Origin of the sequence: Streptomyces sp. H39-C1 (genome assembly GCF_027158125.1) — a bacterium.
Lineage (GTDB): Bacteria > Actinomycetota > Actinomycetes > Streptomycetales > Streptomycetaceae > Actinacidiphila > Actinacidiphila fildesensis.
Genome location: NZ_JAPVLS010000145.1, coordinates 2293 through 14079, shown reverse-complemented (window position 1 = coordinate 14079; position 11787 = coordinate 2293). Strand labels below are relative to the sequence as shown.

The 11787-nt window shown below is 69.9% G+C and carries 11 protein-coding genes and 1 pseudogene; 7 read left to right on the top strand and 5 right to left on the bottom strand.

Annotated elements, in window-relative coordinates:
• Positions 1–534 (bottom strand): annotated as a pseudogene (locus O3W51_RS45140) (hypothetical protein); the annotation flags it as partial.
• A 211-nt stretch (positions 535–745) separates the two neighbouring features.
• On the opposite strand from O3W51_RS45140, the gene O3W51_RS45135 reads away from it, so the two are divergent.
• The 6 genes from O3W51_RS45135 to O3W51_RS45110 all read left to right on the top strand — a co-directional run bounded on the left by O3W51_RS45135 (position 746) and on the right by O3W51_RS45110 (position 7216).
• Positions 746–2797 carry an MFS transporter gene (locus O3W51_RS45135; RefSeq protein ID WP_138357698.1) on the top strand — a complete coding sequence of 684 codons (2052 nt, stop codon included), beginning with the start codon at positions 746–748 and terminating at the stop codon, positions 2795–2797.
• A 158-nt stretch (positions 2798–2955) separates the two neighbouring features.
• Positions 2956–3615: a hypothetical protein gene (locus O3W51_RS45130; RefSeq protein ID WP_138357697.1), complete on the top strand. Its 660-nt coding sequence runs from the start codon at positions 2956–2958 to the stop codon at positions 3613–3615.
• 111 nt (positions 3616–3726) lie between these two features.
• Positions 3727–4314 (top strand): hypothetical protein, encoded by a 588-nt coding sequence (locus tag O3W51_RS45125; RefSeq protein WP_198357963.1) that lies wholly within the window; start codon positions 3727–3729, stop codon positions 4312–4314.
• Between the two features lie 155 nt (positions 4315–4469).
• Positions 4470–5705 carry a helix-turn-helix domain-containing protein gene (locus tag O3W51_RS45120; RefSeq protein WP_138357695.1) on the top strand — a complete coding sequence of 412 codons (1236 nt, stop codon included), beginning with the start codon at positions 4470–4472 and terminating at the stop codon, positions 5703–5705.
• Between the two features lie 186 nt (positions 5706–5891).
• On the top strand, positions 5892–6035 hold the full coding sequence (locus O3W51_RS45115; protein ID WP_187144861.1) for a hypothetical protein: 144 nt from the start codon (positions 5892–5894) through the stop codon (positions 6033–6035).
• Positions 6032–7216 (top strand): protein-L-isoaspartate(D-aspartate) O-methyltransferase, encoded by a 1185-nt coding sequence (locus tag O3W51_RS45110; RefSeq protein WP_244809158.1) that lies wholly within the window; start codon positions 6032–6034, stop codon positions 7214–7216. The genes O3W51_RS45115 and O3W51_RS45110 overlap by 4 nt, the downstream gene beginning before the upstream one ends.
• A 70-nt stretch (positions 7217–7286) precedes the next feature.
• Here the strand turns inward: O3W51_RS45110 and O3W51_RS45105 are convergent, their stop codons facing one another.
• The gene (locus tag O3W51_RS45105; RefSeq protein ID WP_138357694.1) at positions 7287–7628 is read right to left on the bottom strand and encodes an antibiotic biosynthesis monooxygenase family protein; all 342 of its coding nucleotides are present in this window, start codon (positions 7626–7628) and stop codon (positions 7287–7289) included.
• 30 nt (positions 7629–7658) lie between these two features.
• A complete protein-coding gene (locus O3W51_RS45100; protein ID WP_138357693.1) occupies positions 7659–8894 on the bottom strand; it encodes a cytochrome P450 in 1236 nt (411 codons plus the stop codon).
• A 228-nt stretch (positions 8895–9122) separates the two neighbouring features.
• Between O3W51_RS45100 and O3W51_RS45095 the strand changes: the two genes are divergently transcribed.
• Entirely contained in the window at positions 9123–10292 is a 1170-nt protein-coding gene (locus O3W51_RS45095; protein ID WP_138357692.1) for a steroid 3-ketoacyl-CoA thiolase, read from the top strand.
• A gap of 47 nt (positions 10293–10339) precedes the next feature.
• Here the strand turns inward: O3W51_RS45095 and O3W51_RS45090 are convergent, their stop codons facing one another.
• A complete protein-coding gene (locus tag O3W51_RS45090; RefSeq protein WP_138357691.1) occupies positions 10340–11206 on the bottom strand; it encodes an ECF transporter S component in 867 nt (288 codons plus the stop codon).
• On the bottom strand, positions 11203–11787 hold a 585-nt coding region (locus O3W51_RS45085; protein WP_269289666.1), incomplete at its 5' end, for an AAA family ATPase. The genes O3W51_RS45090 and O3W51_RS45085, both read right to left, overlap by 4 nt.

The window sequence follows — 11787 nt, the reverse complement described above, 5'->3', positions numbered from 1 at the left end:
GAGGTCGGGGTCGCTGCTGGTGTTGTCGGGCAGGGCCCGCTCCGGCCGGTCGGGCGTGCTCAGCAGCTGGTTGGCGACGGCGACCGCGCCGGCGGCCATCGCCGTGGCGGCCACGGTGGCAGCCGCGACGACCAGGCCCCGTCTGCGGCGGCGGGGGCGGCGGCGCCGGCCGCCACGGTGCTGACCCGGGCCCTCGGCGTCGCTCCAGTCGGAGTGGCCGGTGCGGTCCAGCAGCAGCCCTGACTCATGGGGGCCCGCAGCGGACAGGTCTGCCGGATGTCCGGGACCGTCCTCGGCCGGGTATGCGAGAGCATCGTCCGCCGGGTATTCGAAGCCGTCGTAGGTGGCCGGGAACATCCCCACGTCGGTGGCGGCCGGGCGGTACGCGGCCGTCCCGATCAGCGGCTTGACCGTCGACTCGGCGGGCCCGGTGCCCGGCTCCGCCACGTATGGCCGAACGCGCAGCGGGTGGAAGCCTTCCGTCGCCGCGAGCGCGATCTGCCGTTCGGCCGACCGGGCCGCGGCCGTGGCCACACCCGGCTCCGGTCCCTCTTCCCCCTCCGGCGCCACTGGGCTCCCCTCCCACAAACGGTCCTCGGATACCTCAAGACGCAGTGATTATGCCGCCGCGGGCATGCCGTGCCCAGGTCTGTCCAGCACGACCGGGGGTCCATAGAGCGCGAAACCGGAGCGAATAGTGTGAATATTGATTCGCGATCAAGCGGCGCGACGCGAGGAGCACGGCATGGCGCAGGAGACCACGGCCCCGACCGGACCGCCGACCGCCCCCGGCGAGATCCAGGACCGGCGATCGGTGCGCATCGCGATCAGCGCCCTCGCCCTCGGCATGCTGCTGGCCGCGCTGGACCAGACGATCGTGTCCACCGCCCTGCCGACCATCGTCAGCGACCTGGGCGGGATCGAGCACCTGTCCTGGGTCGTCACCGCGTATCTGCTCGCCTCGACGGCCGCCACCCCGCTATGGGGCAAGCTCGGCGACATGTACGGCCGGAAGAAACTCTTCCAGACCGTCATCGTGATCTTCCTGATCGGCTCCGCGCTGTGCGGTATCTCGCAGAACATGCCGCAGCTGATCGCCTTCCGCGCCCTCCAGGGCCTGGGCGGCGGCGGTCTGATGGTGCTGTCGATGGCGATCGTCGGCGACATCGTGCCGCCCCGCGAGCGGGGCCGCTACCAGGGCGTGTTCGGTGCGGTGTTCGGCGCGAGTAGCGTCCTCGGGCCGCTGCTGGGCGGGGTGTTCACCGAGCAGCTCTCCTGGCGCTGGGTGTTCTACATCAACCTGCCGATCGGCGTCGTCGCGCTGGCCGTCATCGCGGCCGTGCTGCACATCCCGGTACGCCGCACCACGCACCGCATCGACTATCTGGGCATGGCGCTGGTCGCCGCCGCCGCGACCAGCCTGGTGCTGGTGACCTCGCTCGGCGGCACGACCTGGCCCTGGAGCTCGCCGAAGATCATCGGGCTGACGGTGCTCGGCCTGGTCCTGGTGGCCGTGTTCATCGTCGTCGAGCGCCGTGCGGTGGAACCGGTGCTGCCGCTGCGGCTGTTCCGGATCCGCACCTTCTGGCTCGTCTCGGTGATCTCCTTCGTCATCGGCTTCGCGATGTTCGGCGCGATGACGTACCTGCCGACGTTCCTGCAGGTCGTCCACGGCTTCTCACCGACGCTGTCCGGTGTGCACATGATCCCGATGGTGATCGGCCTGCTGGTGTCCTCCACCGGCTCCGGGCAGATCGTCAGCCGCACCGGTCACTACAAGATCTTCCCGATCCTCGGCACCGGGATCACGGCCATCGGCCTCCTGCTGCTGCACCAGCTCGACGAGTTCACCAGCACCTGGGTGATGAGCCTGTACTTCCTGATCTTCGGCCTCGGCCTGGGCCTGGTCATGCAGGTGCTGATCCTGGCCGTGCAGAACTCCGTCGGCTACGAGGACCTGGGCGCCGCCACCTCCGGCGCGACGTTCTTCCGTTCCATCGGCGCCTCCTTCGGCGTCTCGATCTTCGGCACGGTCTTCGCCAACCAGCTCAACAGCAAGATCGAGGTCCTGGTCGCGAACACGCCGCTGCCGCCCGGCTTCGACCCGTCGCTGATCTCCTCCGACCCGCGCGCCGTGGAGTCCCTGCCGGCCGCGATCCACGGGCCGGTGGTGCACGCGTACTCCGAGTCGATCACCACCGTGTTCCTGTGGGCGGTGCCGGTCACCCTGATCGCGTTCGTGCTGGCCTGGTTCCTCAAGGAACAGCCGCTGCGCGGTTCCGTGACGGTGCCGGACGCCAGCGAGACCCTGGGCACCAACCCGGTGGAACGGTCCTCGATCGAGGAGATCGCCCGCGGGCTGTCGGTGCTCGGCAGCCGGGAGGCGCGCCGCGACCTGTATGTGCGGATCACCAAGCTGGCCGACCTCGACATCCATCCGGCGTCCAGCTGGCTGCTGTTGCGGATGGCCAAGGGCGGCGAGACCGACCCGGTGGAGCTGGCCCGGCGCACCACCGTGCCCGCCGACGTCATCGAGGAGGCGGCCGTGGAGGTCGAGACCCGCGGACTGGCCGTGCGGGACGGCAATCCGCTGGTCCTCACCGACAGCGGCCGGGCGATGGCCGCGCAACTCGGCGTGGCCCGGCGGACCGTCCTCGGCGAGCTGCTCGGCGACTGGGACCCGGAGCGGCACGCGGAGCTCGCGGCGCTGTTGACGAAGCTCAGCGGCGACCTGTGCGGCGGCGACACCGACCGCCTGGAGAAGGGGCGCCCGGCGACCGGCGGCGCCACGGCCTGACGCTCCCGGCCCCCGGGCCCCGACGCCCGCCCGGCCCTCGCCGGGCGGGTGTTCGACGTTTGGGCACCCGCTTTCGGGCAAGCCGATCGATGAGCCGGCAACGAAGCACACCCTGTCCGTCGACCCGTAGAAGACCCGCAGAAACGGGAGGCATTCCCATGTCCACTGGCGTGATCATCGCCATCGTCGTGGTCGTCATCGTTCTGGCCGCCGCTCTCACGACCGTGCTGCTCCGGCCGGGAGGGATGGGCGGCAGGAGCCTGCACCGCCGCTTCGGGCCCGAGTACGACCGGGTCCTGCGCCGCCATGACGGCGACACCAAGGCCACCGAGAAGGAGCTCTCCGAACGGCTGAGCCGGCACGGGGACATCACCACCCGTCCGCTGCCGACGCAGGCCCGCGAGGAGTACACGGCCCGCTGGGCCGCCGTGCAGGAGCACTTCATCGACTCGCCCGCGAAGGCGCTCGGCGAGGCCGACACGCTGATCGGGGACCTGGTCCGCGACCGCGGCTTCCCGGACGCGAAGTCCGGCGAGCACTTCGACGCGCTGTCCGTGCACCACGCCCGTCATCTGCAGGGCTACCGCGACGCCCATGAGATCGCCGGGCGGCGGGGCGGCGACGACGGCACCTCCACCGAGGAGATGCGGGAGGCGCTCGTCCGGGCCCGCGCGATGTTCGAGGAGCTCGTCCGGGCCGACACGAACCGCGCGCCGTCGAACCGCGACGCGGACCCCGACCGCCCCGACGAGCCGGCCGCGGTGAAGCCGCACGGCAGCGGATCGCGCCTCGGAGTGCTCGGCCGCCGGCAGAACTGACGGACCACCGCCGGTATCCACCGCACCGCAGGACCGGGGCCGTCAGCCCCTGCCATGAGCCATGAGCCATGAGTCGTGAGTCATCAACGAAGTGTCAGGAGTGCAGGGACGATGAACGAAGGCCAGGACCAGACCCGCGAGAGCGCCGTACCCGACCGGAACCCCGCCCAGAGCCCCGACGAGCCGCCGCGCCCGCCGCGCATGGCCGATCCGCGCAAGGACGAGGCCACCGCGGCACGCACGAGCGAGGCCCCCCGTACGAGCGAGGCCAAGCGGGTAACCGAACCCACGCGTACGACCGAACCCACCCGTACGACCGAGGCCCCGCGTACGACCGACGCCTCGCGCACCAGCGACGCGACGCGCACGAGCGACGCCGCCCGCGCAGGCGAGGGCGCCGGACTCCGCACCACCGAGACCCACAGCGCCCGCCACAGCGGGCCCGCGGGCGCCGGTGACGGGCTGGAGGAGCGGTTGCAGCATGCGATGGGCACGTTCGTGGACGAGCCGCGCAAGTCCGTCGAGGAGGCCGACGCCGTCCTCGAGCAGGTCGCCCGGCAGCTCACCGAGAAGCTCGCGGAGCGCCGCCGGACCCTCCGGTCGACCTGGCAGAACGACGACGCCAAGGCCGACACGGAGGAACTGCGCGTGGCGCTGACGCACTACCGCGATCTGACGCAGCAGCTCCTCAGCATCTGAAGCGGCCGACCGGGCAGCCGGGCGCACAGCTGCGAGAGCAGCTGGGACGCGGGGCCTCGTTTGCCGCGGGCTTCACCCTTGGAGCCCCTCCGGATCACCCCGGAGGGGCTCTTCGCCTTCGGTCAAGCGGCGTACGCTGAACGGGAGGTGATTCGATGTCATCGCTGCGAGAGAACGTGCGCACCCATCGCCGCCGGACGGGCATGAGCCAGGAGCAACTCGGCGAAGCGGCCGGTCTGTCGGTGGGTGTGGTGCGCAAGGTCGAGCAGGGCGGCAACGTCCAGGTCGAGACCATTCACCTGCTCGCGAGGGCGCTGGGCACCACTACGTCCAGCCTCTTCGCCACCGGGTCGCCGGAGCCTGTTCGTGCGAACCCGGGCGACGGCCCGAAGCTGATGGAGCTGCGCCGAGCGCTCATGCCGCCCATCGGGCTGTCGGAAGTGCTCACCGCACCTGATCAGACCCCCAACCCCGCGACCATCCAGCGAGACATCGACGACTCGCACAGCCTTTACCAGGCGGACCGCTATGACTCGGTTGCCAAGAAACTGCCCGCCATCCTGCGTTCCGCCGAGGCCGCGGTCGTGCTCGCTGAGGACGAGGAGGCCCGCCGGCGGGCCATCGTCCTGCGCGCGAGCTCCTTCCTGCTCGCCGGCAAGTACCTGACGCAGGTACGGCGGTACGACATGGCCTATCACGCACTCTCCCAGGGCATCCGGGACGCCAGGGAGGCCGGACAGACGCTGATTGCCGCTACAGGCGTCGTAGGCATGGGCTGGCTGCTCCTGCGCCAGGACCGGTTCGACGAAGCCGAGCGCTTGGCGACCGTCACGGCTGAGGAGATCGAACCGCGGATCTCCAGTGCGACACCAGGTGAGTTGGCGGTGTGGGGTGAGCTGCTCCAGCGCGTCGCCTCGGCCGCGATGCGCAACAACCGCCCGGATGTGGCCAAGGAAGCGCGGCGCATGACCGCGACAGCTGCGAGCGCGCTGGATGTCGAGCACGTCGACTTCCGGGAGCATTGGACCACCTTCGGGCCGGTGACCGCCGAGGCGAAGGCGATTGAGGACCTCTCCCTGATCGGGGACGCCCGAGGGGTGCTCCGCCGGGCTGACGAAGGCCCCGTGGGAGCAAAGGCGCTGAAGCGGTTCGGCCGGCCGAGTGCGAACAACTGGGACCGACACCGACTCGACGTCGCGAGGGCCCACGCGAAGCTGGGATCACATCAGGACGCGATGGATGAGCTCAACGCGATCCTCCGCAGCTCGCCGGAGTGGTTGAAGCATCAGTCCATGGCGCGGTACATCATGGAGGACATCCTGTCGCACCGAAAGCGGACGCTGACCACAGACATGCGGGACATGGCCGCTCACCTGGGCGTAACCGGGTAACTACTACGCGGTGTGGCACTTCCCGTCGATCCGCCGGAGAAGCACCACGCTACGTGTCTGTTGCATCTCTCTGTGTAGCCATAACTTCGTACTCGCGGCGCAGGACCAGCAGGCCGGAAGCGGAATCAGCGAACTGGCCAAGGGGCTGGAGCATTTGCACCGGCAGAGCGAACGAAGGAGCGACGCATGACGAGTCTGTGGGCCACCGCCCCCACCTGGGGCGGGGACGATGACAAGGACAAGCACCCGGGTACCCCCTGGACCCCGCCGAAGGACCCGCCCAGCCCTGACGGGGGAACCCCGCCCGGCGATGGGAAGCACAAGAGGTGACGCTCAACTCCGCGCAGGTGGAGCGCCCCAGCCGCAAGGAGCTGGGGCGCGTCCTCCTGGAGACGCAATCGATGACGTCGGACTGGGCGCCGACCTTCGCGGCGGTGGACCGGGCCGCGTTCCTGCCGGATCTGATGTGGCCGTTCGACATGGAGCGGGGGACCAGCGTCTGCGTGGACCGCAGAACGGACCCCGGCACCTGGTACGCCGCGGCGGACAGCGACATTCCCATCGTGACCCAGTGGGATGACGGGAAGCACACCGGCACGGCGCCAGGCGATGTATCCACCAGTTCCTCGTCCATGCCCTCTGTCGTCTACGAGATGCTCCTGGACCTGGACCTGGACGCGGGCATGAAGGCGCTCGACGTGGGCACCGGCACGGGCGAGACGGCCGGTGCACTGACGCACCGTCTTCGCGGTGAGAACGTCACCACGATCGAGGTGGACCGCGTCGTGTCCGCACGTGCCCGTGAACGGCTGTGCGCAGCAGGTCTGTACCCGGTGGTGGTCATGGGCGATGGGTTCGCCGGATGCGCGGAGCGGGGCCCGTACGACCGCATTCTGGCTACCGTCGGACTCCGGGAGATTCCTGGTGCCTGGATCGAGCAGACCCGTCCGGGCGGACTCGTCGTCGCCCCGTGGGGGACGCACTTCTCCAACGCGGATGCCGTGGTCCGTCTGGTGGTGAAGGACGGCAAGGCGATGGGGAACTTCACGCGCCCCGTGGAATTCATGAAGCTCCGAGCTCAGCGGTTGTCCCGCCCTGACCACGACGACTACCTCGCCACGGGCTCGATGAATGACGCCGACACGTCCAGTACGACGATCACTGAAGCCGAGTTCGTCACCGGTCGATACACCGCCGCCCGGTTCGCCCTCGGCCTTCGCGTGCCCGACTGCTCGCAGGCCGTGGCCGACAAACGTGACGGCGCGCGGCCCGTCTGGTTCTACGGGCTGAGCGACAGATCCTGGGCGTGCGTCATGTTCCGGGACGCGGAGAAAGAGGCGCGCGTCTGGCAGTCGGGTCCGCGCCGGCTGTGGGACGAAACGGAAGCGGCATACCGGTGGTGGGTGGCGCAGGGCGGCCCTGAGCACACACGGTTCGGGCTCACCGTCACGCAGGAGGGCGAGAGCGCCTGGCTCGACGACCCCTCGCAGTTGGTACGGCCGAGGGACTGACGCTCGGCCGGCGGAACGAAGGACGCTCCCCAGCCGTCAAGGCCGGGGAGGGCGGCCGGGAAACGCGTGGTCAGCTCTTGGGAGCCGTCTGCTGGACGACCTCGAACGACCACAGGGCGGAGTCCGAAGCGGCCGGTTTGGGCCGCTCGGCTCCGCCCTCGCCCGTGCCCGCACCACCGCCGTGCGCGCCCGGACCGCGCATCGAGGTGGACATCCAGTTCTTGAAGTCCTCCTCGCTGCGCCAGCGCGTGTACACGAGGTACTGGTCGGTGCCTTCGACCGGGCGCAGCAGCTCGAACCACTCGAAGCCGTCGGAGTTCTCGACGGAGCCGGCACGCGCCGCGAACCGCTTCTCCAGCGTCTCGCGCATCTCCGCCGAAACGGTCAGGGCATTGATCTTCACGATGCTCATGACCTCATCCTGCCGTATGCGCCGGCCGGCTCAGCCCTCGTAGCTGACCTGCATCTCCTTGACGCCGTTGATCCAGGCGGAGCGCAGCCGGCGGGGGTCTCCGACCAGCTTGATGTCGGGCATCGCGTCGGCGATGGCGTTGAACATGAGGTCGATCTCCATGATCGCCAGGTTCTTGCCCATGCAGTAGTGCGGGCCGCCGCCGCCGAACCCCAGGTGCAGATTGGGTTCGCGGGTGATGTCGAAGCGCTCGGGGTGGTCGAAGACCTCGGGGTCGTGGTTGGCGGAGGCGTAGAACATGCCGACGCGCTGGCCCTTCTTGATCTCCTGGCCGCCCAGCACGGTGTCCCGGGTGGCGGTGCGCTGGAAGGACGTGACGGGGGTCGCCCAGCGGACGATCTCCTCGGCGGCGGTGCTCGGCCGCGTCTCCTTGTAGAGCTCCCACTGCTCGGGATGGGTGAGGAAGGCGTGCATGCCGTGGGTGATGGCGTTGCGCGTCGTCTCGTTCCCGGCGACGGACAGCACGAGGACGAAGAAGCCGAACTCGTCCGTGCTGAGGTTGCCTTCGTCCTCGGCTGCGACGAGTTGGCTGACGATGTCCTTGACCGGACACTCCTTGCGGGCGGCGGCGAGGTTCATGGCGTACGAGATCAGCTCCATGGCCGACTCGGCGCCCACCTCCTCGGTGATGGCCAGCTCGGGGTCGTCGTAGGCGATCATCTTGTTCGACCAGTCGAAGATCTTGGTTCGGTCGTCCTGCGGGATGCCGATCAGCTCGGCGATGGCCTGCAGCGGGAGTTCGGACGCGACCTCGGTGACGAAGTTGCCCGTCCGCCGGCCGCGCGCCTCGGCGACGATGCGGTGGGCGCGGTCGCGGAGGGTCTGTTCCATCTGGCGGATCGCGCGCGGAGTGAAGCCCCGCTGGACGATCTGCCGGACGCGGGTCAGCTCGGGCGGATCCATGTTGAGCATGATCAGCCGCTGCATCTCGATCTGTTCGCGGGTGATGTGCTCGTTGAAGCGGATGACCGCGGTGTTGAGGAACGACGAGTAGACGTCGGGGTTGAGCGAGACCTCTTTGACGTCGGCGTGCCGGGTGACGACCCAGTACCCCTCGTCCTCGAACCCGGCGGCATTGAGGGGCTGTTCGTTCCACCACACGGGGGCGGTCTGCCGCAGCTGCGCGAGTTCGGGGAGCGGTACCCGCTGCTCGTACACGTCCGGGTCTGTGAAGTCGAAGCCTTCGGGAAGCGCTGGGCAGGGCATCGGCCACTCCATGTCTGACGGTCCATCAGATATGGCTCGAAGGTAGTAACCAGTTCTACAAGTGGCAAGGGGAATGACCGTGTGGATTGGGTGCGGGCCCATGGAGGCTTGTGCACGAGTCTTGCGCGCCGCGCTCCATGGGTAATAAGACTGCAGACAGAACTAGTACGCGTTCTAGTTCTGCCGGAGGCGCCGGGACGCCGACCGGTCGAGGAGAGGACGAGATTCATGGCCGCTGAACCCGTCATCGTCGAAGCTGTACGCACGCCCATCGGCAAGCGCGGAGGCGCGCTCGCCAATCTGCACCCCGCCTACCTGCTGGGTGAGACGTACCGCGAACTGCTCGGCAGGACCGGGATCCAGCCGGACGCCGTCGAACAGGTCGTCGGCGGCACCGTCACCCACGCCGGCGAGCAGTCGATGAACCCCGCACGCAACGCCTGGCTCGCCATGGGACTTCCGTACGAGACCGCCGCGACCACCGTGGACTGTCAGTGCGGTTCCTCGCAACAGGCCAACCACATGGTCGCGAACATGGTGGCCGCCGGAGTGATCGACATCGGCATTGGCTGCGGGGTGGAGGCGATGTCCCGGGTGCCGCTCGGCAGCGGTTCCAAGCACGGGCCGGGCAAACCGTTCCCCGACGAGTGGAACGTCGATCTGCCCAACCAGTTCGAGGCCGCCGAGCGGATCGCCCGGCGGCGCGGGCTGACCCGGGAGGACGTCGACCGGCTCGGCCTCATCTCGCAGGAGCGGGCCGCCCGGGCCTGGGCGGAGGAGCGGTACAAGCGCGAGACGTTCGCGGTGCAGGTCCCCACCAACGAGGAGGAGCAGCAGGCCGGTCAGGGCATGTGGCGGCTGGTCGACCGCGACCAGGGCATGCGGGACACCACCATGGAGGGCCTGGCCAAGCTGAAGCCGGTCATGCCGACCGCCGTGCACACCGCGGGCAACTCCTCGCAGATCTCCGACGGCGCCGCGGCCGTCATGTGGGCCTCCAAGCGCATGGCGCGGGCGCTCAAGCTCCGCCCCCGCGCCCGGATCGTCGCCCAGGCACTCGTCGGCTCCGACCCGCACTACCACCTGGACGGCCCGGTCGACGCGACCCGCGCGGTGCTCGGCAAGGCCGGGATGACGCTCAAGGACATCGACCTCATCGAGATCAACGAGGCGTTCGCGTCCGTCGTGCTGTCCTGGGCGCAGGTCTTCGACCAGGACCTGGAGAAGGTCAACGTCAACGGCGGCGCGATAGCCCTCGGTCATCCGGTGGGGTCGACGGGGGCGCGGCTGATCGTGACGGCGTTGCACGAGCTGGAGCGCACGGACAAGGAGTTCGCGCTGATCACGATGTGCGCGGGCGGTGCGCTGGCGACGGGCACGATCATCCAGCGGCTGTAGCCGGGGCTCCGCCCCGGGCCCCGGTCCTCAAGCGCCGGACGGCTGCATCAGCCGTCCGGCGCTTGAAAACTGGTCGGCACCTCGAACGCGGCGCGGCGCGTGGCTCGGCGTAGCGCCTTGAGGATCGTCGCGCCGAGGGTGAGCGTGAGGATTGCGGTGACGGCGGCGCGTGGGAGGTCCCAGCCGAGCGAGGTGGCGAGGCAGTACGCGACGAAACGGCTGAGGTTGTCGAGGACCGGGTCGCCGCCGACGTAGGAGATCCCGGAGGAGAGCCCTCCGATGGTCACCCAGCCCTGCAGATTCATGACCGTGCCGTAGAAGATCGACGAGAAGACGCCGTACGCCGCGAGCATCGCGAGCTCGCCGCGGCCGCGCAGCGTGTCGGGGCGGGGCAGCAGGCCCGCGCCCATGGCGACCCAGCCCATCGAGAGCATCTGGAACGGCATCCACGGTCCGACGCCGCCGGTGAGCAGCGCGGAGGCGAACATCGACACGGCTCCCAGTACGAAGCCGAATCCGGGGCCGAGCACCCGTCCCGACAGCACCATCAGGAAGAACATCGGCTCGATGCCGGCCGTGCCGGCGCCCAGCGGGCGCAGGGCGGCCCCGACGGCGGCCAGTACGCCGAGCATGGCGATCGACTTGGCGTCCATCCCGCCGTCCGCGATCGTCGCGATCACCACGGCGATCAGCATCGGCAGCAGCGCGGCGAACAGCCAGGGGGCGTCCTTGCTGTGGGCGAGCCCGGTGCCGGGGTCGGCGAGCAGCGGCCAGCCGAACAGGGCGATGCCGATCGCGGAGATCAGGGCCAGCGCGACGACGGAGCGCGGACCGAGCCGGATGGGACGTACCTGGCGGTCGGCGCGCGGTCGCGGCCCGGGAGACGTTTCGGGAGGCGTTCCGGGAGGCGTCATGACGACTCCTCCAGGGCCAGCGCGACCTGCGGGACCGTCAGCCAGGGGAGCGGCGCGAGGATCTTGGAGACCTGGGGGGCGAAGGCGGGGGAGGAGACCACGACCTCGGCGGTCGGGCCGTCCGCGACCACCTCGCCGTCGGCCAGGATCACCACCCGGTGGGCGAGTTCGGCGGCCAGTTCGACGTCGTGCGTGGCCAGTACGATCGCATGGCCGTCGGCCGCCAGTGCCCGCAGGAGCGCGATCAGCCGGCCCTTGGCGGCGTAGTCGAGGCCGCGGGTCGGCTCGTCGAGCAGCAGCAGCGGCGGCCGGGCGGCCAGGACGACGGACAGCGCCAGTGCCAGCCGCTGGCCCTCGGAGAGATCACGGGGATGGGTCTCGTCGAGGACGCCCGGCAGGAGTGCGGTGACCAGCGCGCGGCAGGTGCCGGGCGCGGCGTGCGCGTCCTGGTCGGCGGCCGCGCACTCGCCGGCCACGGTGTCCGCGTAGAGCAGGTCCCGCGGCTCCTGCGGTACCAGGCCCACCTGCCGGATCAGCTCGCCCGGCTTCGTTCTGGACGGGACCAGGCCGCCGACGGTCAC